Origin of the sequence: Methylotuvimicrobium sp. KM1 (assembly GCF_044788715.1) — a bacterium.
In the GTDB taxonomy this organism is placed as follows: Bacteria; Pseudomonadota; Gammaproteobacteria; order Methylococcales; family Methylomonadaceae; genus Methylotuvimicrobium.
In genome coordinates, this window is record NZ_CP173170.1 from 1933353 (window position 1) to 1958803 (window position 25451).

Here is a 25451-nt window from a genome sequence, read left to right on the forward strand (position 1 = left end):
TATTAGCCTTGAAAAGTAACCCGACCGCTTTTCCAAAAAGCCAAGTTTTCTGGCTTGCTTTAGTTGTAGGGAGTAACAATTGCTCCGTGAGCGGAATCATTAAAAAATCATAAATCAAAAGCCCCTCGTGCGTTTCTTTTTTGCTAAATACTTAAATGCTTCATACCGGTATCATGATTTCAGATATTTCAATGCCATCACTGCGGCGCTGGTGCGGTTTTCAACGTTCATTTTTTTAAACACTTGCTCTAGATGTTTATTGACGGTGCGAGGGCTCATTTCTAGGATCGATCCAATCTCGCGGTTGGTTTTACCTTTCGCTATCCAAAGTAGCACTTCGGATTCGCGCTCTGTTAAAAAAAGGTTGGCTCGTAATATTTCCTCTTCCGTTGCGTGTTCGGAATCGACGATTCGTATCAGATGTTCTTTGTTACCGGTTTGACCGATATATTTCATTTCAAGAGATTTTGTTTCCAGGTTTACCGTTTGCCCTTTTTCTCTGTTGTATTGAGGCGATAGCATGAGTCTGAGCGGTTTTATCAACGATTCATCGAGCTGTTCGGTATTCAAACCGGAGACCGAGAATAATTGAACGGCTTGTGGAGTGGCCCAAAGCAAGCGGCCGTTAGAATCGATCGAAAATAAATATTGTCCTGCTGAATCCAATGCGGCGCGCGCGCTTTTGGTTAATCTGGCATTTGCCAAATGAACCCGCATTCTTGCGATGAGCTCCTCTCCTTTTACCGGTTTCGTGACGTAATCGACTCCGCCGGCTTCCAATCCTTTGACGATGCTTTCAGAGTCCGATAAACCGGTCATGAAAACGACGGGAATATCGGCCGAATTGCGATGTTGTTTAAGTTTTTTGCAGGTCTCGAAGCCGTCCATGTTGGGCATGAGTGCGTCCAACAAGATAATGTCGGGATTGATATTGTTTAGGATTGTTAGTGCTTGCGAACCTTCCAGTGCAACTAAGACGGCAAATCCCGCTCTATCCAATGTGTCGTTCAGCATGCTCAGCGTGTCCGGCGAATCGTCGACGACCAGTACGACATCTTTTTTCAATTCTAATGGGCGTGTCGGATTCATAACATTTCTTCAAGGCAAGTAACGAGTTCATCGAATCGGTAGTTTTTAACAAGGTTTGTAAGGCGATCAGCATGTTGCTTTTTTAGTTTTCGATCTTTTTCCAAGCCTTTCAAGAAACTGAGTAATTCGTTCATATAGCCGATTTTAGCGAGCTGGATCATCGTTTCTCGATCCGATCGATTGAGCATTCGGTAGGGTAGCAATGTTATTTCTGAATGGCTTTCAATCTTCCTAGGTGGAGAACTTTCACTCGCTAAGGGAGGGGGTATTTTCCCTTCATCGGAAAAAGAGTCGCCGGTGCTGTAGACCCAACGAATCGGCAAATATTTTTGGATCAGATCCATCATATTGGTCAATTTTATCGGTTTGACGAGATAAGCATCGTAGGGTAGGTGTTCCGCGAATATCGAATTCGGTTGATGGGCGTTAGCGGAAACCATGATTACGGTTGCCGATGGAATTTGGCTTCGAATGCGACCGGCCAATTCCCAACCGCTCATGCCGGGCATGGCTATATCCAATAAAAAAATTTGGGGTTTTTTTTTGCAATATTGCAACATATCCAGGCAAGTTAACCCATCTTGGGCTTGAAACACGTTGAATCCCAGAGGAGATAGCATGTCAATCAACAAGCCGCGATGACTGGGGTCGTCGTCAACGATGAAAATCGTCTGCTCGATGCCTTGATAGCCGCTGGGTATGGCGGCCGGTTGATCGTGCGGTGCCTTAATGGCGTTAACACTGGAAAGCATTAAAGAAACTTTGAAAAGACTGCCTTGATTGGGACTGCTTTTTACGGTGATCTCGCCACCCATGATATCGGTCAAGAAGCGCGTAATCGTCAAGCCAAGGCCTGTGCCCGAAATGTAAGGCGCTCCGGCTTTTCGAATTCTTTCGAAAGGTTGAAAGATTTTTTCAATATTTTCCGGTTCGATGCCTTCACCTGTGTCCTTGATCGAAAAGACGGCGACTTGGTTGCGATAGGATACCGAAAAATATACTTCGCCCTGATGCGTATATTTAACGGCGTTAGAAATCAAATTGATCAATATTTGGCGTAACCGTTTTTCATCGGTTCGAATAGTTTTCGGTAAAGGTGTTAACTGTTCGTGCACGAATTGAATACCTTTGGCTGTAGACTGAACCTTAAACATATTCACGATTTGATCGAGCATCGCGATAAAGTCGACATCGTTCTTAGAGATTTGTAGCCGGCCGGCTTCTATTCTGGAAATATCCAATAGGCCTTCGATAATGTCCGCCAAATGTTCGCTACTGCGCCGAATGACCGACAAAGCGTCTCTCCGGTTGCCGGGAATGGCTTTATCTTTCTCCAGTAGTTGAGCATAGCCGAGTATCGCATTGAGCGGCGACCTCAATTCGTGGCTAATACCGGTCAGATAACGGCTCTTGGCTTGATTCGCGGCTTCCGCTACCTCTTTCGCTTGCTGCAGCTTAAGATCGGTCATTTGATGGGCTTCGATTTCAGCAATCAACAGATCGGTTTGATTGCGGGATTCTTCCAGCGCCAATTTCCTGCTTTCATGAAGCAGTGAGAACATCCACGATACGACGCCTGAAATAATCAGCAAGATGAAGAAAATATTGATTAGGGCATCGGTGATTAGAGCTTTATCGATAGTTTCGTCCGACGTGATCTGGAAATAAATCAGCGCAAGCAAGGAGGACATCAAAATGCCGGTAAGTACAAACAAGCCGAAAAAGTTTCCTAGCCTTGCCGTGATGATTCCGCTCCAAGTATCCGGCATGATTTTGTTCAATGCCGAGGAAATTTGATCCGCCATGCCGGCATTGGTTTTACACATATCGTGACACCGGCTGTCGAGTGAGCAGCATAGCGAGCAGATTGCTCCGGCATAGGCCGGACAGAGCGACATGTCCTCCGGCTCGAAGTGATGTTCGCAAATACAACAAACCTGGTCAGGATTATTGCCGGCATTCTCCGGATCCCTGGCGATGTAATAACGTCCATTCGTCAACCAGGCAATCAAGGGCGTACAAAAAAAAGTAAGGGCTAATGTGAGATAAGGCGACATGGCCTGAAAGTTAATACCAAACAAGCCGCTATAAGCGATCAAACCAATCAAAGAGGCGGTCAGCATAGAACCGATACCGACCGGGTTGATATCGTATAAATGAGCCCTTTTGAATTCCATTTTTTGAGGTCTTAGGCCAAGAGGGAGGTTGATAGTCAAATCGGCAGCCAATGAACCGACCCAAGCAATTGCGATGATGGCAAATAAGCCAAGGATTTCTTTAAGCGCATGATAAATTCCCAGTTCCATCAACATCAGTGCGATGACGACGTTGAAAACCAACCAAACTACGCGTCCGGGATGATTTTGAGTCGTTCTGGAAAAAAAATTAGACCATGCGATGGACCCGGCATAGGCATTTGTCACATTGATTTTCAGTTGCGAGAATATGACAAAAATGCCGGTCAATAACAACGGCAGTTCCGGGGATGAGGTCAAATAGCCGAATGCGGTCAGATACATGTGATTCGGGTCCGAAGCTTGCTCAAAGCCGATGCCGTGCTCGATAGCCAAAACGGCAAGAAATGAGCCGATAAGGATCTTAGCTATTCCGGGGAAAATCCAGCCGGGGCCGCCGGAAATCAAAGCGGCCCACCAAGTAAACTTGTTTCGCTTGCTCTTTTCGGGCAGAAACCTGAGAAAGTCGACTTGTTCGCCCACTTGAGCAATCAAGGAAAACGCAACGACGGATGCAGCGCCGAAAGCCGCAAGATCAAAGTCTTCTGTCGCCGTTATCGGCTTATACCCTGTCCAGAGAGCCATTGCATCGTCCGATTTGAGAGCGATACAAACCAGAGGAATAATTTGGAGAGCTATCCAAAGAGGGTGAGTCCATACTTGAAACCGGCTGATTAGGGTAATGCCATGCGTAACCAGAGGGATCACGACCAACGAGCTAATAAGATAACCGATAGACAATGGGATGTTTAGCGTGAGTTCCAGCGCCATTGAGAGAATGGTGGCTTCCAGTGCAAAAAATATGAACGTGAACGACGCATAAATTAAAGAAGTGACCGTGGATCCGATATAACCGAATCCTGCTCCGCGGGTTAGAAGATCAATGTCCGTGCCTAGTTTGGCCGCGTGATAACTGATCGGTAAACCGGTTAAAAAAATGATCGCACCGACGGTTAAAACGGCTGACACCGCGTTGACGAATCCGTAGGTCAAGGTCAAGGTGCCGCCGATCGCTTCGAGCGCGAGAAACGAAATCCCGCCGAGCGCAGTCAACGATACTTGCCATTCGGACCATTTCCTGGATTTTTTAGCGGTAAAGCGGAGCGCATAATCTTCGAGCGTTTGATTGGCGACCCACCGGTTGTAATTGCGCCGTACTCGAAAGATTTTTTGTTGTCCGTTCATGCAACGAAGCTCATGGTATTAATCGATCGATGCCGATGGGTGTTGGATTGATGAAAAGTACTCTGATCGACTTTATATCTATTGAATTCATAACGAAATACACTCGTTGGAATGGCTTGCTATATGCTAAAAATATAATAATAAATCAGCATGTTATGAGATTTATATTGGAAGGTTAACAGCAAGCTATAGAGAAGGGCATACGTCAAATGACGTAAGACGGGTGAGCATCCGCCTAATGGTTAAACGAAGCGCTTTGCCGGACACTGTCAGCGAACCAAACAAAATTTAATTTGGAGAGCTTAAACATGTGTATCTTTAATTATGAAAGTGGGAGCCGGGATAATTCTCCGGTATTCAAGCGCCGGAGTTTTATTAAAACATTGATCGCTTTTCCGCTGGGTCTGATCTTGGCATCTTCCTCCCTTAGTTGGGCCACCCCCCCGACAAGTGAAGTCAATACAACAGGATTGGCTGTGACCGACGATACGGTTACGGTCGGTATTTTGCACTCTGTTACCGGTACGATGGCTATTAGCGAAACCGGATCGGTGCAAGCGGAAAAGCTCGCAATCGATCAGATTAACGCCATGGGCGGCGTACTCGGCCGCAAGATCGAATACATTCAAGAGGACGGCGCCAGCGATTGGCCGACTTTCGCCGAAAAATCGAAAAAATTATTGGTCAACGACAAAGTCGCTTCCGTGTTCGGGTGTTGGACTTCGGCCTCGCGCAAGGCCGTTCTACCTGTTTTCGAGCAATATAACGGCATGCTGTACTATCCGACTTTCTATGAAGGGCTCGAACAGTCTCCAAATGTAATCTATACCGGCCAGGAAGCGACGCAGCAAATCATCGCCGGTATCGATTGGGTGGTCAAGGAAAAAGGAGCGAAAACATTCTTCTTGTTGGGTTCGGATTATATCTGGCCGCGTACCTCCAATAAAATCGCCAGAAAACATATCGAAAAACTGGGATTAAAGGTCGTCGGCGAAGAATATTATCCGTTAGGACATACGCAGTTCAATTCAGTGATCAACAAAATCAAGTTGAAAAAGCCGGATGTGATTTATGCCATCGTGGTCGGCGGTTCCAATGTTGCCTTCTATAAGCAGCTCAAAGCGGCCGGTATCGACTTGACCAAAGAGAAGCCTCTTCTATTGACGATTTCGGTGACCGAAGACGAAATTTTGGGTATCGGCGGTGAAAATATCGAAGGGGCTTATGCCGCGATGAAATATTTTCAAAGCCTCGATAATCCGAACAACACAGCGTTCGTGCAAGCATTCAAAGACAAATGGGGACAAGATATCGTTATAGGCGACGTCACCCAAGCAGCTTACTTGGGCCCTTGGTTATGGAAAGCTGCCGTCGAAAAAGCCGGCTCGTTCGATATCGATAAAGTTCGTGCCGCATCGCCGGGTATCGAGTTGACGACCGCACCGGAAGGCTACGTTCGCATTCATGAAAATCATCACTTGTGGTCCAAGACTAGAGTCGGTTTAGCGCAAAAAGACGGTCAATATAAAGTTGTTTATGAAAGCGAGGAATTGATCGAACCGAACCCTTTCCCGGTAGGTTATCAATAAAGCCTTAGATTTCGGCACTGCACCGTTTATGTTCGAAGCCTCTCTCCCGGGATTTGAGGGAGAGAGGAAATTTAAAAAAGTCCGACCGTTAGCAAAGAGGATTGAGTCATGTTTGAAGAATATTCAATGGCGGAACTGACAGATATTTTATTCATGCAGGGTTTTGCCGGTTTGATTTTATTTTCGGTTTTGGTGCTCATGGCATTGGGGTTGGCGATCATTTTCGGTCAGATGGGCGTCATCAATATGGCCCATGGCGAATTCATGATTTTGGGCGCCTATACAACCTATTTAACGTCTCATCTATTCGAAACCTATCTACCGGCTTTATTCGACGGCTACTTTTTTGTAGCCATGGCTTTGGCTTTCTTAGTGTGTTTCGCGCTGGGCGTGTTGGTTGAGTGGGGTATGATCCGGTTTCTATTCAAGCGGCCCCTCGATACCTTGTTGGCGACTTGGGGGCTCAGTTTAATTCTTCAGCAATCATACCGAACCGTTTTCGGTGCCCGAGAAGTCGGCGTGACTCTTCCGGAATGGATGATGGGATCGTATGCCATGACCGAAACGATAGAGGTACCGATCAATGGCATCTTCGTGATGGTTTTGACCTTGTTTATAGCGTCGGGCGTCTATTTCTTGATGTTTCGCTCACTCTGGGGCAAGCAAGTGCGGGCCGTCGTTCAGAATAGGCCCATGGCAGGAGCGGTCGGCATCGATACGGGGAAGGTCGACCGTTACACATTCGGCATCGGTTGCGGCATCGCCGGTATTGCAGGCAGTGCGTTCACGATGATCGGTTCGACAGGACCGACTTCGGGTCAACTCTATATTGTCGATACCTTTCTAGTCGTCGTATTCGGCGGTGCGCAGAGCCTTATCGGCACGATCGCCTCCGCGTTTACGATTTCACAATCACAATCGACTTTGGAATTTTTCTTGAGCGGCTCCATGGCCAAGGTCATCACGCTTTTGATTGTGGTCGGCATATTGATGCTGCGTCCTCAAGGGCTTTTTGCTCTCAAAATTCGTCAATAAGGGGGAGTTTCCTATGCGGCAACGGAGCAATACTCGATTTATGTCAAGGCAGGAAGTGCTTGGCTATGTCATGTTGGCGGTAATCCTGTTAGCGATTATCCCGCTGTCTTTGGATGTATTTCGATTGAATTTGATCGGTAAATATCTGACCTATGCTTTTGTCGCGCTCGGCTTGGTGTTGTGTTGGGGGTACGGCGGCATTTTGAGCTTGGGGCAGGGAGTATTTTTCGGCTTGGGCGGATATTGCATGGCTATGTTTCTCAAATTGGAAGCCAGCGATCCCGAGTCGACCAAAATTCAATCCACTCCCGGCATACCCGATTTCATGGACTGGAATCAGATCACCGAATTGCCATGGTGGTGGGAACCTTTTCGGCAACTTCCTTTTGCGTTGTCGGCGATCGTTCTATTGCCGACGCTGTTTGCATTCATCATAGGCGTTGCGATGTTCAAGCGCCGGGTCGGCGGGGTTTATTTTGCGATTATCACGCAAGCCATCGCTGCAATCATGACCATTTTGATTATCGGCCAACAAGGCTATACGGGCGGAGTCAACGGAATTACGGATTTACGCACGTTGTTAGGTTGGGACATTCGTTCCGATTCTGCCAAAGTGATTTTGTATTATGTCTGTTCGGCCGCTCTTTTTATATGTTTGTTACTTTCACAATTTATTCGTTATAAAAAACTGGGACGTATTCTGGTCGCGATGCGCGATCGAGAGGACAGAGTCCGGTTTTCCGGTTACGACGTAGCCAACTTCAAAATATTCGTCTTTTGTTTAAGCGCGATGTTTTCTGCGATCGGCGGCGCGATGTTCACGCTGCAGGTCGGCTTTATGTCGCCTTCTTTCGTCGGCATCGTTCCATCGATCGAAATGGTGATTTATTGCGCGGTGGGCGGTCGGCTTTCCTTGCTTGGCGCAGTTTACGGGACATTGTTGGTGAATTGGGCCAAAACGATATTTTCCGAGACATTTCCCGAGCTTTGGCTATTTGCGATGGGGGCGCTGTTCATAGCAGTCGTGATGGCATTTCCAAATGGCTTGGCCAGTCTATTCAAACGCTATATCGAGCCGAAATTGCCTGCTTGGTATACCGGAAAAACCATTGATTTCGAACCGGAGGCCTTGCGCACAAGTTTGTTGAAAGCAGATGAGGATGAGAGCGCGCACCCGGACGTTTTGGCTTTGGAGAGCAACATAACAGCCTCTCAACCCGCTCGTAAAACCGATACAACCGGGAAAATTTCGCCTCATTCCGATGAAAAGTTGGACGGAGGTGTCTATGTCGACTAATCGCAGTGATTTCGTTTTAGCCGTCGAAGGGCTAACGGTTTCTTTCGACGGTTTCAAGGCGGTCAATGACTTGTCATTCTACGTCGACGAGGGGGAAATACGCGTCATCATCGGACCCAACGGCGCCGGAAAAACGACGGTACTCGATTTGATATGCGGACGAACTCAAGCCACCTCCGGATCGATCAAATTTCGCGGAGAAGAATTAACGCGAATGAAAGAGCACCAAATCGTCCATCACGGCGTTGGACGAAAGTTTCAAAATCCTTCGATATACGATGATTTGAGTGTGTTTGAAAATCTTGAAATTTCATACCCGCGAGGACGGTCCGTGTTCGGCTCGTTAATGTTCAAGCGCGACCGTGAAGTGATCGAAGAAGTCGAAAACACAGCTGAAATCATTTTTTTGCAGAACGATCTCGATAAACCGGCCGGCTTGTTGAGTCACGGACAAAAGCAATGGCTTGAGATCGGTATGTTGCTGATTCAAAAACCGGATTTATTGATGCTGGACGAACCGGTTGCCGGCATGTCGGTTGCGGAGCGCAAAAAAACCGCCGAGCTGTTGAACCGGATTACGCAAGGACGCTCGGTAATCGTCATCGAGCACGATATGCAGTTTGTCGAAGACATCGCTCATCGGGTTACCGTTATGCACCAAGGCAAGGTGCTGTCCGAAGGTTCGATGGAGCGAGTCAAAAACGATCCCAAAGTCATTGAAGTCTATCTCGGTCATTAATCGGTCGAATCAGGAGAAAACAAAATGCTGAGCGTTAAAGATTACCACGTGGCCTATGGGCAAAGCGAAGTGCTGCACGGATTGAATTTCGATGTAAAGCCGAAAGAAATCGTAGCCGTGATGGGGCGCAACGGCATGGGCAAGTCTACGTTGATGAAATCGTTAATCGGAATGATCCCTACCGCAAAGGGCGAGGTTCAACTTGACGATGTCGACTTGACGTTACTCAAAAGCCATCAGCGGGTGTCTAAAGGCCTGGGTTTCGTTCCGCAAGGGCGAATGATTTTTTCGACGATGACGGTCAAAGAAAATATTGAAACCGGTTTAACCAGTACCGGGGAAAAGATCGTTCCTAACGATCTATACGAGTTATTTCCGGTTCTCGAAGAGATGCGAAATCGCCGAGGTGGAAATTTATCTGGAGGACAGCAGCAGCAATTGGCAATCGCCAGGGCATTGGCCAGCAAGCCGAAGTTATTGCTGTTGGATGAACCGACCGAGGGCATTCAACCTTCGATCATTCGCGAAATGGCTCGGACGTTAAAAAAAATACGCGATACCCGTGGTTTATCGATTGTCGTGTCGGAGCAAGTGTTGAGTTTTGCGCTTGAAATCGCCGACCGCATCATCGTCCTCGAAAAGGGGGAAATCGTTCATCAGGAAGAGCGGGCAACGCTCAATGAAGCCAAGGTAGCGGCTTATTTATCGGTATGAGTATTAACCTAAAAAGAGCAGTTGACATGTGTTGTAGACCGTTCGTGCTGAGCTAAGTCGAAGCATGAAGGGTCTACAACACTTTCACCGTCTTGGTGAAGCCTCAAACTACCATTCACCCTTCGACGGGCTCAGGGCGAACGGTAGTTTGAGGGTATCAACTGCTCTTTTTAGGATTAATCATTAAAACTTTGTCAGGAGAAAGGCTATGGCTGAAACCATTATCAAAATCGATTTAAGTAAATCACCTTATGAAAACGACATGATACATAACCGGTGGCACCCGGACATACCGATGGTGGCGATGGTTAAACCAGGTGACGATTTCATCATCGAATCCTACGATTGGACCGGCGGACAAATTCACAACAACGACAGTGCCGATGATGTGCGCGACGTCGATTTGTCGAAAGTGCATTTTTTATCCGGGCCGGTCGGTGTGGAAGGTGCGGAGCCCGGGGATTTGCTGGTCGTCGACATTCTCGATATCGGGGCTTTTGAAAACAGTCAGTGGGGGTTTAACGGTTTTTTTTCAAAAAAGAACGGCGGCGGCTTTTTGACCGAACATTTTCCCGAGGCGCAAAAATCGATTTGGGACTTCAACGGTATGTTTACGAAGTCTCGTCATGTTCCCGGCGTCGAGTTTGCCGGCTTGATTCATCCCGGATTGATCGGCACCCTGCCGTCCAAAGAAATGTTGGATGAATGGAATACGCGGGAAAAAGCCCTTTACGATACGGAGCCGGACCGGGTTCCGCCCTTGGCGACGTTGCCTTATGCCGATACGGCTCATATGGGACGTATGAGCGGCGATGCTGGAAAAGCGGCGGCGGCCGAAGCAGCGAGAACGGTGCCACCGCGCGAGCATGGCGGAAACTGCGATATCAAAGATTTATCTCGGGGTTCGACAGTCTATTTTCCGGTTTATGTGAAGAATGCCGGTCTTAGCTTAGGGGACTTGCATTTTAGTCAAGGCGACGGCGAAATCACTTTTTGCGGTGCGATAGAAATGGCCGGTTGGACGCATCTGCGTGTCAGTTTGATCAAAGACGGTATGAAAAAATATGGAATCAAAAACCCGATTTTCAAGCCGAGTCCGATCAAACCCCAGTATGACGACTATTTAATCTTCGAAGGTATTTCAGTCGACGAGTCCGGCAAGCAACATTATCTCGATGTGCATATCGCTTACCGTCAGGCTTGTTTGAACGCAATCGAATATTTGACGAAGTTCGGTTATTCGAAAGCCCAAGCGTATGCCATTTTAGGGACCGCGCCGGTGCAAGGGCACATCAGTGGCGTCGTGGATATTCCGAATGCCTGTGCGACGCTTTGGTTGCCGACCGATATCTTCGAATTCAACGTCAAGCCGAATTCGGAAGGGCCGAAAAAAGAGTTGTCCGGCGATGTCGACGTGCCCTTGTCTCCCGATCTGTAATAGTAATTTTGGAGGATAGCAATGCCGCTCTATGACTATAAATGCCCGAAACACGGTATTTTTCACGACTTAGCTACATTGGAACAAAGCAGCGCTCCACAGGCTTGTCCGCACTGCCATACCTCAAGCCCTCGGATCATCATAATACCGCCCGAGGTGCTTGCAATGGCGCCGGACAAGCGTAAAGCGATGAGTATCAACGAGAAGTCGCGTCACGAACCGGCTTTCTCGACGGTAGACAGCCGGGAGGATCAAATACTCGAACACAAGCACACAAAGAATTGCGGGTGCAGTAGCAACAAAGGGTTGCTTCTGAAGCATCCCGATCGTAGCAGTTTGAGACAGCAAGTAATATTGATGCAAAACGGAAGTAAAGTTTTTCCTTCGCAAAGGCCTTGGATGATTAGTCATTAAGCGTGTTCAAGCGTTCAAGCAACCCGTCTCTTACCCTCGAGGGTAAGAGACGGGTTGCTTTAATGAGGGCTACTTTTTTAATTCGGCACCGGGATGGCCGTCAAAGGATGCCTTGAATGCTTTACTGTAGATACTCTTTGCCAGCTCCAAGCTGGCAAAGCCTTTGTTCCTGCATTGCCCTAATACACGCCATCCATGGTGCAATACAAAATCTGCATTTATGCCATCATTGGCATCAATCGCCGCCGTCAAGCCTACAGGAACGTGTTCACGGCGGTCCTCGATAGACATTCTCATACCATTCTATTCTTAGACGTTTTTGCGATCAAAAGCGAGTATGTCCGACAATTTAATCGGTATGACCTCCATAATAACGCTAACCCAATATCTATAGAAACGTTGAAAGTCCTTCGGCGATAATTGAAAAATGATATGCGCTAAGTAATCATTCGAAGGTATGCTATTCTTTAATCCAAAAAATAGTGAGTTCGATGATATCCATCAGCTCTCGGCATTTTTACTCGAAGGAACCATGACTCAATCGACTGTTCTTATCGTAGACGACGAGCCTTCCAATCTGGCGCTGATCAGCGAAATTCTAAAGTCCGATTACAGCGTGCGGGTCGCCAATTCCGGTCGTCGCGGTCTAGTGCTGGCCGAAGCGGAACCCATTCCCGATTTGATCTTGCTCGACGTGATGATGCCCGATCTAAGCGGACACGATGTTCTGCAAACGCTCAAATCCGAGCCTTCGACCCAAAACATTCCGGTTATCTTTATTACCGCTTTGGACAGCCAAGAAGACCAAGTCAACGGTTTCCAATTGGGCGCAGTCGATTATATTACCAAGCCGATCATGCCGCCGGTCGTACTGGCTAGAGTGCAAACGCATATCGAATTAAAAAGCGCCCATGATCGTCTGTTCGACCAAAACACATGGCTCGAAAGTGAAGTTAAAAAACGCATGCTCGAAAACGATTTGATTCAACAAATCAGCATTCGTGCATTAGCCCATTTGGCCGAAACCCGCGACCCCGAGACCGGCAATCATATTCTGCGCACCCAGCATTATGTGCGCGAATTGGCGATGCAACTGAAACAAAATCCATCTTTCAAGGCCATCTTAGACGATCATTACATCGAACTCTTGACTCGCTCGGCACCACTGCACGATATCGGTAAAGTCGCGATTCCGGATCAGGTATTATTGAAACCGGGGCCACTAAGCGATAAAGAATGGATCATCATGAAAACCCATGCTGAACGAGGTGCGGCGGCAATCGAGCTGGCCGAACAAGATGTTTCGATTAAGGTCGACTTTTTGATGCTGGCCAAAGAAATCGCGCATTGGCATCACGAACGCTGGGACGGTAAAGGCTATCCGGATGGGTTGAGCGGCGATGCGATTCCGCTTTCTGCACGCATCATGGCTGTTGCCGACGTATTCGATGCACTGACGACGAAGCGAGTTTATAAACCGCCAATGCCGTTCGGTGAGGCGAGAGACCTGATCGTCGCCGGTCGAGGCAGTCAGTTCGACCCCGATATGATCGATGCATTTCAACACTGTTACACGATATTCAAACAGATCGCCAAACGATTCGACGATGATACCGCAGCGTCGTTATCGGCAATCTCAGCGACATGAAAAACACGGCAAAACCGATTCAGCGAAAAACTTATAATCTTTTCATCGTATTACCGTTGTTATTGGCGATTAGTGGAGTGACGCTGACCGGGCTCTATTGGCAACAAGTCAAGATCAATCAAGAAAACACGTCTCAACAACTCTTCGAACGTCAATTCGACCGATTGCTCTATTTGACTGAGAACAAAATCAAAGACAGTGAGCAAGTATTGCTTAGTATCGCAAGTCTGTTCGGGAGCAGCGAACGCGTAAACCGTCAGGAGTTTCAGCAATTCATAACCGGACTCGACATCCAAAACTATTTTCCCGGCGTCAACGCGTTCGGTTTTGCGCCGTTGATCGAACGCAACGCACTTCACGCGCACATCGAAGCGGTAAGGGCCGAAGGCTTGCCGGACTATCGTGTCTGGCCGGAAATGCCGAATGACATGCATGCGCCGATTGTCTATATCGAACCGTTCGACGCACAAAACCGGCAAGCGCTAGGTTATGACAGTTATTCGGAAAGGTTACGCCGTATGGCAATGGATAGGGCCCGAGACAGTGATCGTGCTGCAATGACGGCAAAAACGATACTCATTCAGGAGCCCGCAGCCGAAGCACAGCCCGGATACATTCTGTATATGCCCGTTTATAATCCGGTTACGCCCGGCAATGCTGACTTGTCCAAATCCAACCGTAAATTTATCGGTTGGGTGTTCTCCGCCGTGCGCATCAACGACATGATGCAAACGTTGCTGACGCGTCCACAATACAATCTGTGTTCATCGCTGTCTCTGAAAATACATGACGGTATCATGACCACGCCCGAACATTTGCTCTTCGCACAAAACAGCGACACAGCATTGGACGCTAGATCGCTGATCCGTCGCTTGACCTTGGCCGGAAACACTTGGACTGTGACTGCAACAATGCCGCCTGAATGCGCTACCGAATCTGCGTCGCATCGACCTTTATGGATCGCATTGACCGGACTCGGAATGACATTACTGCTGACATTGATCGCCGCGATACTGCCCCATCATTATTTGCTTATCCAACGTTACCTGGGACAAAAAGAGTCCATACAAGAATATGCATCGCTTTTGCGTATCGCCGAGCGCTTAGGTCGCATGGGTGGCTGGAGCGTCGATTTAAGCAGCAACCGGGTCAAATGGTCCGATACGGTTGCGGCGATTCATGACAAACCGGCCGGTTATTCGCCGACACTCGAAGAAGCCATAAGCTTTTATGCGCCGGAATGGCACGATAAAATCCGCGAGATATTTAATTTCTGCGCCACGCAAGGAATCGCTTATGATGAAGAAATGGAAATCGTTTCTGCCACAAGCCGACGGGTTTGGATTCGCGCGATCGGCGAAGCCGTTCGTGACGGTGCTGGCAAAATTATTAAAGTGCAAGGCGCATTTCAGGATATTTCCGAAAAAAAACGCGCAGAACTGGCCTTGCGCGACAGTGAACGCCGCTTTCGATTTTTGTTCGAACAAACGCCCAGTATTGCCGTGCAAGGTTATGATGAACAGCGCCGCGTGACCTTTTGGAATAATGCCAGCGAAACTTTGTATGGTTATACAAAGGAAGAGGCGTTAGGGCGACGTTTGGAAGACTTGATTATTCCCGATGCAATGCGAGATGACGTGATTACTCTTGTCAATAACTGGATAGCCGGTGGCCCTAGCATTCCGGCTGCCGAACTGACATTGCGATGCAAAGACGGCGGCTCGGTCACGGTCTTTACTAATCACGTCATGCAAAACGGTCCAGCCGGTAAGGAAATCTATTGTATAGACATCGATTTAACCGAACGCAAACGAATCGAAGAGGTATTGCAGGAAAGAGAAGAGCGCTTTCGCATCGCTTCGACGATTGCGAACGATTTGGTTTACTCCTGTAAAAAAGGGTGGGATGGTCATTACCGATTGGACTGGATTGTCGGCAACGCCGAAGCGATATTCGGTGACGACAATGACGCACTCATGGCGCGTGGCTGTTGGCGCCATTATGTCACGCCAGATGATCAAATGCTGTTTTCGAGGGCTATTACCGCGCTCGAACCCGGCAAATCGAGTCATGTCGTTTTGAGCATAAAACATCGTAGTGGCGAACGACGATACATTCAATCGGCGGCTTATGTCGAAACTGGACAGCCTGTTCTATTCGGTGCTTTAGAGGATATCACCGCGCGCATTCAAATGGAGATGGAATTAACGCATTCGTATGAACTGATGCGCTATGTCATCGAACATAGCCGAGGCGGCATTGCAATTCACGACGGCGATTTAAACTATTTATATGTCAGTCAGCGCTACCTCGATGATTATTGCATCACCGACCCCGGCATCATCGGCAAGCACCATTACGAAGTGTTTCCCAACTTGCCGCAAAAATGGCGCGATGTACATCAAAAAGCGTTGCAAGGGATGGCCTCGCATAACGATGAAGATACCTATCTGCGCGAAGACGGAAGCTTGGAGTGGGTTCAGTGGGAATGCCGTCCTTGGTATAACGCCGACGGTTCGGTTGGCGGTATTATTGTTTATACCGAAATGATTACCGAGCGTAAAAAATCCGAAGATCAGTTGAAAAAACTTGCACTCGCGGTCGAGCAAAGCCCCGAGAGTATCGTGATTACCAATGCCGACGCGCAAATCGAATACGTCAATCAGGCTTTTACCGCTAACACGGGCTACATGATCGACGACGTTCTATTGCAAAATCCGCGCATTCTGCATTCCGGTAAAACGCCGCAAGCAAATTATGAAGCGATGTGGCAAACCTTGACGGGCGGCGAAACCTGGAAAGGTGAGTTTTACAACCAACGCAAAGACGGCAGCGACTACATCGAATTTGCGGTCATTACGCCGCTTCGTCAACAAGATGGATCGATCACACATTATGTCGCAGTCAAAGAAGATATTACCGAAAGAAAGCGAATTGCGACCGAACTCGACAATTATCGCAATCATCTTGAAGCCTTAGTCGAATCGCGCACGGCGGAATTGCAAACAGCCCGGCAGCAAGCCGAAGTTGCGAATAGAGCTAAAAGCGCGTTTATCGCCAATATGAGCCATGAAATCAGAACGCCGTTGAACGCGATACTCGGTTTGGCGCATTTAATGCGCATCGACGCGACCGTCGCGCAAAGCGACCGTCTGAATAAAATTGAAATCGCCGGTCGGCATTTGTTGTCGATTATCAATGATATTTTGGATTTATCTAAAATCGAAGCGGGTAAGATACAGCTTAATCATGTCGATTTTCATTTATCGTCGGTACTCGATCATGTTCGGTCTTTGATCGCCGAATCCGCATACGTGAAAAATTTGACGATTACGCTCGACGATGATTCAGTCCCGGAATGGCTGTATGGAGACGTAACGCGGCTGCGCCAGGCGCTATTGAATTTAGCCAGTAATGCCGTTAAATTCACCGAGCAGGGTCGTATCGACATAAGGGCAAAACTACTCGAGGTACACGATGATGATTTACGGGTGCGTTTCGAAGTGCAAGACAGCGGTATCGGTCTCGAAGCGGAACAATTGCAACGTTTATTTCGCCCGTTTACGCAAGTAGACGAAACGATTACGCGGCAATACGGCGGAACCGGGTTAGGCTTGTCGATTACCCTCCGACTTGCCGAGCTTATGGGGGGTGATGCTGGGGCCGAAAGCAAGGCGGGACAAGGCAGCACGTTTTGGTTTACCGTCAATCTGCAAAAAGGTCACGGCGTATTACCTGCAGCGGCGGAAACCGGACCAATAGACGCCGAACAACAATTGCGCGATACCCGCCGGGGGCAGCGCGTGTTATTGGCCGAAGACAATCCGATCAACCGCGAAGTCGCGCTTGAATTGCTGCATAGCGTTGGCCTATCGGTCGATGTCGCCGAAGACGGCATCGAAGCGGTCGAAAAAGCGAAACGACAACACTACGATTTAGTGTTGATGGACATGCAAATGCCCAATATGGACGGATTGGCGGCGACTCTGGCCATTCGCGAATTACCAGGCTACTGCGAAACGCCAATTTTGGCGATGAGCGCTAATGTATTCGATGATGATCGAAAGGCTTGTTTAACTTCTGGCATGAACGACTTTATCGCCAAACCGGTCGATTTGGAGCAGCTTTATGCGACTTTGCTAAAATGGCTTCCTGCATCGCCCAAAACAGTTAGCTCCGCGTATATTCAAACCGATCCGGCACCGCTCAGCACGATGTTGCAACCCGATTTACCGCAGCGATTATTGTCATTATTTGTCAAACATCACCGAGACGATGTACAGAAACTGCACGACGCTCTTCAAGCCAACGATACGGACAGGCTTCAACAGCTTGCCCACGCATTGAAAAGTGCTGCCGGCAATATCGGCGCGCAATCGTTGTCGGTACTGGCCTCACAGCTCGAAATTGCGGTGCGTACAAAACGCGATAACATTACGGATTTGACACGGGGTCTCGCGCAACAACTTAAAGAGGCGATGCGACAATGGCTTGAAGTACTTGAAGCTTGTCAAACCGAAGAAATCGAGATCGACTCGGAGCGGGCTGAATTAATTATCGAACCACTTAAAGCCTTGCTTCGAATCGGCGATATCAAGGCCATCGATATCGCCGAACGCGAAGCGGCGTTATTGCGCGGGATTTTAGGGCAAACGCAAGGCAACGAATTGCTGCATCTGATTTCAATATTCGAATGGGAAAAAGCGCTCGACATACTCGAGCGGCACGATGATTAGGGCCATGTTAGACCATGAAAGACAGAATCCTTTTAGAATTTAGCGTTGACGCCAATAATGTCATTATCGCTATTAATGGCCGCTGGGATGAGTTTGCCGGCGCTAATGACGCACCGCAACTCAAGAAGAAACAAGTCGTTGGTAAATCATTGTTCGATTACATTAGTGGCAATGTTACTCGGCAGTTTGTGCAAAAGTTACTCGATATCGCCCGGCAAAAAAATACCAGCATCTGTTTTGATTATCGGTGTGATGCGCCAAACTTGCGCCGTTATTTACAAATGCAGCTGATGGCGAATGAGCGTGGCGAAGTGCGAATTAGTAACTACCAATTGCATACTGAGCCGCGTATGGCCCCTATTTTTTTTATACGATCCAACCAGCGTGATCGGCACACCCGAGTACGTTGCAGTATTTGCAATTTACTCAAGCAAGCTGAGCAGTGGGTTGAAGCGGAAAGCTTGCAAAAAGATAAAAATCCGTTAACGCTATCGGTAATTTATGGTGTTTGTCCGTCGTGCCAACATCAACTGCAACAATTACAATCCTCTCCAAGCTAACGTTTGAAAAATATTACCAAGGATTATGAGCCATTGTTACAATGGCTCCGTTTTAATTGCTCTTAACATTTATATAGGTTTCTTCGCATCATGGCGCGAAACAAAAAATACTCCAGGCGAGCCCTCGCTAGCGGCCTTGCTACGCCCGTCGAAGACTCGCTTGATTCCTCGCAAGTCTCTACTTTCAACCGCTCACCAAAAACTACTCGCCTGTTTAAAGGTTATGTGGTCGCGATTGGCGCATCCGCCGGTGGTTTAGATGCGTTAGAACGTTTTTTTGACAAACTCCCGGTCAACTCGGGTGCTGCCTTCGTTGTCATTCAGCATCTTTCCCCTGATCACAAAAGCATGATGGATAATTTGTTGGCAAGGCACACCGCTATGCCCGTGTTGATGGCCGAAAACGGTATGCAAATTAAGCCTAACCAGGTCTTTTTAATTCCGCCGGGGAAAAATATGACGGTGGCTGGCTGTCAACTACGTTTGTTGCCCAAAAATCCGCACGGCTTGAGTTTACCGATTGATTTATTTTTCACCTCCCTCTCCAAAGAATTTGGCAAGCATTCGGTTGGCGTGATTCTCTCCGGCACTGGTTCTGACGGAACTCGAGGCGCGGTAGCCATTAATGATGCCGGTGGTTTTCTTCTGGCACAAGACCCGGCGACCGCTAAATTCGATGGTATGCCGCGTAGTGTGATTGCTACCGGCTTAGTCGATGAGGTCATGCCGCCTGAAACGCTCGCAGCTAGAATTGTCGGTCATGTGAGTAACAGTATTCAACCGACGGTCAAATTAAACAATCCCAGAGAAATATTACTCGGTGATCCTTTAGAAAATATTTTGCATTTACTGCATCAAGTCGGCGGTATTAATTTTAAAGAATACAAATCGGCAACGGTAGAACGTCGTATTGAACGACGTATGCAAGTGCGGCATGTACGTGATTTAAGCAATTATTTACACTTACTGGAAAGTGATCGAAACGAAATCATTACGCTGAAACGCGATATTTTGATTCCAGTGACCAGTTATTTTCGTGATGTCGAAACGTTTGAATTATTAGAAAAAATGGCTATCCAGGCCTTGGTGGAAGAACACCGCGATAATCAGTCGCTCCGCGTATGGGTGGCAGGGTGTGCGACCGGTGAAGAAGCTTATACACTATCCATTTTATTTGCTGAAGCCTTCGATAAATTGCGCCGTTGGCCTTTGCTCAAAATTTTTGCCACCGACGTTGAACAGCAAAACATTGATTTTGCAAGTGCCGGGGTTTATCCGGAAGCCATCGCCAACGAGTTGTCACCCGATCGCCTCGAACGCTTTTTTAATCGCAGTGGCAATCAGTTTGTCGTCAAAAATGAAATCCGTCAGCATATCGTTTTTGCGCGGCACAATATTCTCGACGATCCACCGTTTACCCGCATGAATCTAGTCAGTTGCCGTAATACACTGATTTATTTTGATGTAGCGGCACAAGAACGCGCCTTGCTGTGTTTTCAATATGCATTGGCACATAACGGTTATTTATTACTCGGTTCCAGTGAATCTTTAGGCGCATTACATAAAGATTTCAGCGTCATCAATGCCAAACATAAAATTTATCGCGTGCTGCGACCGGTTTCGTTACCGCTTAATTTTAAAAGCAGTACTAACAGCAATGATAACCGCTTGCGGGTGAGTCAGCCGCACCGAGAAAAACATCGGAACGCTGAAACCAGTATTATCGAAGCGGGCCAAGCATTGCTAATGCAAAGTTATGCACCGCCTGCATTATTGATCAATGAGGACCGCGAACTGGTTCATGTGTATGGCGATGTGCAACGCTATATGCAAATTCAAGCCGGTAGCGCTAGTTTAGAAATTTCTAAATTACTGGTGGGCAAGTTAGCACCGGTATGCGTAGCCTTGCTGCATAAAGTTGCTAAAGACAATACCCCCCTAAATTCAGAAATTCAGTTGCTGGATGCGGGTAAGCATCAAAGCGAACGGGTGCGAATTGTTGTTAGACCGTTAGTAGACGAAAGGCAGACAGAACGGAATTTTTTAATGTCGTTTGAAGTGCTGGCGCAGAAAGAAATGTCCTTAGTCGGCGCCGATAATATTGATGTCGCGGAAGTTTCAGCTGATCGTATTCAAAGCTTGGAATGGGAGTTGTCGATCACCCGCGATAGTTTACAAGCGACGATTGAAGAGCTGGAAACCTCAAATGAAGAACTGCAAGCGACCAATGAAGAATTAATGGCTTCGAATGAAGAGCTACAAAGCACCAATGAAGAATTACAGTCGGTGAACGAAGAGTTGTATACCGTTAACGCCGAAAATCAGGAAAAAATCGATATTCTCAACCGCCTGAACGCCGATTTAGACAATATGACGCGTGCCGTGCTGATTCCTACGATATTTGTGGACAACAACTTGAAATTAAGCCGCTTTACTCCAGAAGCAGGGTCTATTTTCCGTATTCGAGAAGGGGATATTGGGCGACCGATTGATGATTTTACTCATCAAATGGAATATCCCGAGTTCTTACATGATTTGCAGCGTGTAATCGACACTGCTCAGTTGATGGAGCGTGAAGTCAACACCCGCAATGATCATTGGTATTTGGTGCGTATCTTACCGTATATCGATCGCCCGAAAAACCTCAATGGCGCGGTATTGACCTTTGTCGATATTACTCACATTAAAGATGCGCAACGCCTGCAAGCGATTTTAGATTCCCTGCCCGAACATATTGCCGTATTAAATGCTAAAGGAGTGATTACCGTAGTTAACAAAGCCTGGCGAGATTTTGCTGAAAGCAATGGTGATCATGGGCTGACTCATACTGGTCCAGGCATTAACTATCATGACGTATGTAAGACTCAACATGCCCCTGATAATGCGATTGCACAGCAAGTTCTGATTGGCATGAGGCAGATTCTGAGCGGCGAGCTAGCGCATTTTTCGATTAAATATCCCTGTCACTCACCTACCGAGCGCCGCTGGTTTTTGATGCACGCCACGTCAGTCAAACATCCGTTGGGCGGCATTATTGTCAGTCATGTCAATATTACAGCCTGGATAGAGGGGGAAGATGAGTAAGATTAAAAAATTAGCTAGCGAGGCATTGCAACGCGGCGATTTTGATTTTGCCTTACAAGAAGTGGCGCGTGGTGAAGTGGATGTTTCCCGCTTAGTGGAAGACCTCAAAATCTATCATGCAGAATTAGAAATTCAAAATGAGGAATTACGCCAAAATCAAGTCATTACCGAAAATGCTATGCGCCGCTTTAGCGGTTTGTTTGCGGCTTTGCCGGTACCGGCTTTAGTTATTGATGAAGTTGGGGTCATCCATGAGTGTAATGCGATAGCTGAACAACGGTTTGCCTTAAGTCGCAAGCAATTACGTTCACATTATTTTCCTCGCCTGCTACCTAAAAAAGAGCATGGTCGTTTGCGGGAATTATTGCAGAGGGCTCGAGGCGAAGGTTCCGCGAGAATAACCGGTATCGAGTTAAAATCGGCCGATGAACAACAGTTTATAGCGGATATGCATGTTTCGTTATTGCCCGAGTTAGTAGAAAATAATGCGCAGCATTTTGTCGTTTTATTGGTCGATCAAACCGAAGTGGTTAAGCAACATGTGCTGCTGGAAGAAAGTCGCCGACACTTTCAGGCTTATTTTGATTCAGCACCGGTCGGCATGGCAGCCATCAGTGCCGATAAACAATGGCTGGAAGTCAACGATAAACTCTGTGACTTGTTCGGATATTCGCGTAATGCGCTGATTAAGCTGACCTGGGTGGATTTAACGCATCCTGTCGATCTTGACGCCGAATTAGAGCAGTTTAATGACATACTCACAGGCAAACTTGAGGGTTATGCGCTGGATAAGCGCTGTATTCGCGGTGACGGCGAAATCATTGATGTGCATGTGATCAAGCAAGGGGTGCGTGATGCCAACGGCCAACTTGATTATATAGTGGTCATCATCGAAGATATTTCTGCACGCAAGCAGGCTGAGCTTGCCTTGATGGAGCGTGATCAGGCCCTTGAAAATCAGTCCTTGAGCTTACGCGAGCGTATTAAGGAGCTAAAAGCGATTTATGCTATTTCCCGAGCGTCACAATTAATTAGCGATCAAGATGCTTTTTTTGCCGACGTGTTAAGACTATTGCCAATGGGCATGTATTACACGGACGATGTCTCGGTGTGTATTAATTTACCTTCCAAAACCTATGGCAACAATACCTTTTCAGCCACAATGGATAAGCTGGAAAGCGATATTCAGGTTGACGCGCAAGTGGTCGGTAAGATTAGCGTCGGTTATAGGAAGCCGCGTATTTTACCAAACAACAAACCGTTTCTTGATGAAGAAAAACAATTAATTGAGGGCATAGCGGAATTAATTGGTTTATTTCTCACGCGTATACGAAGTCAACAAGCCCAAGATTTAACCAGTCAACGCAATGCCGCTCTATTAAGCTTAACCAGGCAAGCTACGAAAATGGATGAACAGTCTCTGCTACGTTTTGCCCTAGAGCATGCCGAGGCGCTAACCGATAGCCACATCGCTTATGTACATTTTGTCAACAGTGATCAAAATTCCATTAGTTTAGGGGTATGGTCAGGTAAAACTCTGCAACATTGTGCAGCGGTGCATGATAATCATTATCCGTTAGCGAATGCCGGTGTGTGGGCGGATTGTTTTCGTTTGCGTCGGCCGGTTATTCATAATGATTACCCGGCATTGGCTAACAAAAAAGGGTTGCCGGAAGGCCATGCGACCTTATTACGTCACATGAGCGTACCGGTTCTCGAAGACGATAATGTCGTGATGATTATGGGAGTTGGTAATAAACAGGACCCTTATGATGCGGGTGATTTGGCCATTTTAGAAATGTTTGCCAATAATGTATGGGCCTTGGTACAACGTAATCGGCAACAACGCAAACTCGAACTCGATGCGATGGTGTTTCGTTATAGCCGAGAAGCCGTAGTCGTCACAGACGGTGAGAAACGGATTCTCTCGGTTAACCCCGCCTTTACCCTAATTACGGGTTACACGGAAGCCGAAGTGCTGGGTTTAACCCCACGTTTGCTCAAGTCAGGGAAGCATGATGATAGTTTTTACCAGCAGATGTTTACGAAACTCAATCTTGAAGGCTATTGGCAAGGGGAAATTTGGAATCGGCGTAAGAATGGAGAAATCTATCCGCAATGGCTTGGTATTTCGGTGGCGCATACGACAACAGAGGGGCATCCGAGTGAATACATTGCCGTATTTATGGATATTACCGAACATAAACAAGCCCGAGAGTATATTGAGTTTCTCGCGCATCATGACCCTTTAACGGAACTGCCCAACCGCACTTTATTAAAGGATCGTTTTCAACAAGCGGTGTCTTATGTACAGCGCCAAGGTAAGAAACTAGGCTTGTTGTATTTGGATTTAGATAATTTTAAAAATGTTAACGATAGCTTAGGTCATCCCATAGGTGACAAGCTGCTTTTACAAATAGCCCGTTGCCTTCGCGATTGTGTGCGCGAAGCGGATACCGTCAGTCGTATAGGCGGTGATGAGTTCGTTATTATGCTGGGCAATATCCACCATGCCGAGAATTTAGCCGAGATTTCCACTAAAATCTTGGTAGCGCTGTCACGCCCATTTGACATTGACGTCCATAAGCTACAGCTATCATGTAGTATCGGCGCGTGTTTGTATCCCGATGACGGTGAGGAATTTGATGGGCTGCTCCAAAAAGCCGATACCGCCTTGTATCAGGCTAAAGCCAGTGGACGCAATAACTATAAGTTTTTTACCGCAGCCATGAATGTGCAGGTGATGCGCCGCATGTCTTTAGAAAATGCCATGCGTTTGTCGCTGGAGCGCGAAGATTTCTTTGTGGTTTATCAACCCCAATTTGACATTAAAAGCGGACAGATTGTCGGTGTTGAAGCCTTAGCGCGTTGGCATCATGCCGAACTGGGGATGATTTCACCGGCAGAATTTATTCCGGTTGCCGAAGAGTGTGGATTGATTGTTACCTTAGGGCAGTCGGTGCTGCGCCAAGCCTGTCGGCAAATGCAGCAATGGTTGCTACAAGGGCATTATTTGCGCGTGTCCGTCAATGTGTCTTGTGTGCAATTTTTACGGCATAACTTATTGCAAACGGTCACTGAAATCTTGGAAGAAACCGGTTTGCCGCCGCACCATCTGGAGCTGGAATTAACCGAATCCATTTTGGTTACCGATCCAGAGTATGTGTTGCAGGTGGTGAATACGTTAAACCAACGAGGCGTACAATTTTCGATTGATGATTTTGGTACCGGTTATTCCAGTTTAAGCTATCTCAAACGCTTCGCGGTGGACAAACTTAAAATTGATCAATCCTTTGTATGCGATATTCCAGGTGACGCCGACGATGAAGTATTGGTAGAAGCCATTGTTAATCTGGCCCACAATTTACGCCTTAAATGCATTGCCGAAGGCGTGGAAAACCAGGCGCAAGCGGATTTCTTACGCCAATTAGGCTGCGATCAAATTCAAGGGTATTTATTAAGCAGACCATTATCAGTAGATGCAATGCAGCAATTATTGAGTAGTCAGTCACGGTAACTATAGAGTCGGTTAAGATATCGCGAAAGCCTACTCCCTTTTGATTGAAAAAACCTTCAAAAAATAAAAGGTAACTACTCGCCTCATAAAATAAATCAAAAAAAGCTTGACAGGTTTTTCGCGTCTAAAAATAGAAATTATGCGACCCTGATTTAATTGCGGCCTTTTTGGT

The 25451-nt window shown here is 47.3% G+C and carries 15 protein-coding genes; 12 read left to right on the forward strand and 3 right to left on the reverse strand.

The window, feature by feature from the left end; genetic code table 11:
• Nucleotides 1–171: 171 nt before the first annotated feature.
• Both ACINK7_RS08180 and ACINK7_RS08185 read right to left on the reverse strand, forming a co-directional pair.
• A complete protein-coding gene (locus ACINK7_RS08180; protein WP_404360852.1) occupies nucleotides 172–1089 on the reverse strand; it encodes a response regulator in 918 nt (305 codons plus the stop codon).
• Nucleotides 1086–4508 (reverse strand): ATP-binding protein, encoded by a 3423-nt coding sequence (locus ACINK7_RS08185; RefSeq protein WP_404360853.1) that lies wholly within the window; start codon nucleotides 4506–4508, stop codon nucleotides 1086–1088. The genes ACINK7_RS08180 and ACINK7_RS08185 overlap by 4 nt, the downstream gene beginning before the upstream one ends.
• 308 nt (nucleotides 4509–4816) lie before the next feature.
• On the opposite strand from ACINK7_RS08185, the gene urtA reads away from it, so the two are divergent.
• The 7 genes from urtA to ACINK7_RS08220 all read left to right on the forward strand — a co-directional run bounded on the left by urtA (nucleotide 4817) and on the right by ACINK7_RS08220 (nucleotide 11734).
• Nucleotides 4817–6097 carry an urea ABC transporter substrate-binding protein gene (gene urtA, locus ACINK7_RS08190; protein WP_404360855.1) on the forward strand — a complete coding sequence of 427 codons (1281 nt, stop codon included), beginning with the start codon at nucleotides 4817–4819 and terminating at the stop codon, nucleotides 6095–6097.
• Nucleotides 6098–6205: 108 nt separating this feature from the next.
• Nucleotides 6206–7132, forward strand: coding sequence for an urea ABC transporter permease subunit UrtB (gene urtB / locus ACINK7_RS08195; RefSeq protein WP_404360856.1), 927 nt, complete (start codon nucleotides 6206–6208; stop codon nucleotides 7130–7132).
• Between the two features lie 13 nt (nucleotides 7133–7145).
• Complete coding sequence (urtC, locus tag ACINK7_RS08200; protein WP_404360857.1) at nucleotides 7146–8429, forward strand: urea ABC transporter permease subunit UrtC; 1284 nt, start codon at nucleotides 7146–7148, stop codon at nucleotides 8427–8429.
• Nucleotides 8419–9168, forward strand: a complete 750-nt coding sequence (urtD, locus tag ACINK7_RS08205) for an urea ABC transporter ATP-binding protein UrtD (RefSeq protein WP_404360858.1) — start codon at nucleotides 8419–8421, stop codon at nucleotides 9166–9168. Before urtC ends, urtD begins: the two co-directional genes overlap by 11 nt.
• A gap of 24 nt (nucleotides 9169–9192) precedes the next feature.
• On the forward strand, nucleotides 9193–9882 hold the full coding sequence (gene urtE / locus ACINK7_RS08210; protein ID WP_017839899.1) for an urea ABC transporter ATP-binding subunit UrtE: 690 nt from the start codon (nucleotides 9193–9195) through the stop codon (nucleotides 9880–9882).
• A 208-nt stretch (nucleotides 9883–10090) separates the two neighbouring features.
• Entirely contained in the window at nucleotides 10091–11320 is a 1230-nt protein-coding gene (fmdA, locus tag ACINK7_RS08215) for a formamidase (RefSeq protein WP_404360859.1), read from the forward strand.
• Between the two features lie 21 nt (nucleotides 11321–11341).
• Nucleotides 11342–11734 (forward strand): zinc ribbon domain-containing protein, encoded by a 393-nt coding sequence (locus ACINK7_RS08220; RefSeq protein ID WP_404360860.1) that lies wholly within the window; start codon nucleotides 11342–11344, stop codon nucleotides 11732–11734.
• Between the two features lie 69 nt (nucleotides 11735–11803).
• On the opposite strand, the gene ACINK7_RS08225 is transcribed toward ACINK7_RS08220, so the two are convergent.
• A complete protein-coding gene (locus ACINK7_RS08225) occupies nucleotides 11804–12025 on the reverse strand; it encodes a hypothetical protein (protein WP_404360861.1) in 222 nt (73 codons plus the stop codon).
• Nucleotides 12026–12266: 241 nt separating this feature from the next.
• Between ACINK7_RS08225 and ACINK7_RS08230 the strand changes: the two genes are divergently transcribed.
• From ACINK7_RS08230 to ACINK7_RS08250, 5 genes are all read left to right on the forward strand, one after another.
• Entirely contained in the window at nucleotides 12267–13382 is a 1116-nt protein-coding gene (locus tag ACINK7_RS08230) for an HD domain-containing phosphohydrolase (RefSeq protein WP_404360862.1), read from the forward strand.
• Nucleotides 13379–18118 (forward strand): PAS domain S-box protein, encoded by a 4740-nt coding sequence (locus ACINK7_RS08235; protein WP_404360863.1) that lies wholly within the window; start codon nucleotides 13379–13381, stop codon nucleotides 18116–18118. The genes ACINK7_RS08230 and ACINK7_RS08235 overlap by 4 nt, the downstream gene beginning before the upstream one ends.
• 14 nt (nucleotides 18119–18132) lie before the next feature.
• Entirely contained in the window at nucleotides 18133–18678 is a 546-nt protein-coding gene (locus ACINK7_RS08240) for a hypothetical protein (protein ID WP_404360864.1), read from the forward strand.
• Nucleotides 18679–18768: 90 nt separating this feature from the next.
• Entirely contained in the window at nucleotides 18769–21762 is a 2994-nt protein-coding gene (locus tag ACINK7_RS08245) for a chemotaxis protein CheB (RefSeq protein WP_404360865.1), read from the forward strand.
• Entirely contained in the window at nucleotides 21755–25279 is a 3525-nt protein-coding gene (locus ACINK7_RS08250; RefSeq protein ID WP_404360867.1) for an EAL domain-containing protein, read from the forward strand. The genes ACINK7_RS08245 and ACINK7_RS08250 overlap by 8 nt, the downstream gene beginning before the upstream one ends.
• The last annotated feature ends 172 nt before the right edge of the window (nucleotides 25280–25451 follow it).

What these genes read in the sequence shown, in the direction of transcription:
- urtD (WP_404360858.1), top strand. Translation starts at nt 8,419, where the DNA reads ATGTCGACTAATCGCAGTGATTTCGTTTTAGCCGTCGAAGGGCTAACG.
- ACINK7_RS08240 (WP_404360864.1), top strand. Translation starts at nt 18,133, where the DNA reads ATGAAAGACAGAATCCTTTTAGAATTTAGCGTTGACGCCAATAATGTC.
- urtA (WP_404360855.1), top strand. Translation starts at nt 4,817, where the DNA reads ATGTGTATCTTTAATTATGAAAGTGGGAGCCGGGATAATTCTCCGGTA.
- ACINK7_RS08180 (WP_404360852.1), bottom strand. Translation starts at nt 1,089, where the DNA reads ATGAATCCGACACGCCCATTAGAATTGAAAAAAGATGTCGTACTGGTC.
- ACINK7_RS08225 (WP_404360861.1), bottom strand. Translation starts at nt 12,025, where the DNA reads ATGTCTATCGAGGACCGCCGTGAACACGTTCCTGTAGGCTTGACGGCG.
- fmdA (WP_404360859.1), top strand. Translation starts at nt 10,091, where the DNA reads ATGGCTGAAACCATTATCAAAATCGATTTAAGTAAATCACCTTATGAA.
- urtC (WP_404360857.1), top strand. Translation starts at nt 7,146, where the DNA reads ATGCGGCAACGGAGCAATACTCGATTTATGTCAAGGCAGGAAGTGCTT.
- urtE (WP_017839899.1), top strand. Translation starts at nt 9,193, where the DNA reads ATGCTGAGCGTTAAAGATTACCACGTGGCCTATGGGCAAAGCGAAGTG.
- ACINK7_RS08185 (WP_404360853.1), bottom strand. Translation starts at nt 4,508, where the DNA reads ATGAACGGACAACAAAAAATCTTTCGAGTACGGCGCAATTACAACCGG.
- urtB (WP_404360856.1), top strand. Translation starts at nt 6,206, where the DNA reads ATGTTTGAAGAATATTCAATGGCGGAACTGACAGATATTTTATTCATG.
- ACINK7_RS08230 (WP_404360862.1), top strand. Translation starts at nt 12,267, where the DNA reads ATGACTCAATCGACTGTTCTTATCGTAGACGACGAGCCTTCCAATCTG.
- ACINK7_RS08245 (WP_404360865.1), top strand. Translation starts at nt 18,769, where the DNA reads ATGGCGCGAAACAAAAAATACTCCAGGCGAGCCCTCGCTAGCGGCCTT.
- ACINK7_RS08235 (WP_404360863.1), top strand. Translation starts at nt 13,379, where the DNA reads ATGAAAAACACGGCAAAACCGATTCAGCGAAAAACTTATAATCTTTTC.
- ACINK7_RS08250 (WP_404360867.1), top strand. Translation starts at nt 21,755, where the DNA reads ATGAGTAAGATTAAAAAATTAGCTAGCGAGGCATTGCAACGCGGCGAT.
- ACINK7_RS08220 (WP_404360860.1), top strand. Translation starts at nt 11,342, where the DNA reads ATGCCGCTCTATGACTATAAATGCCCGAAACACGGTATTTTTCACGAC.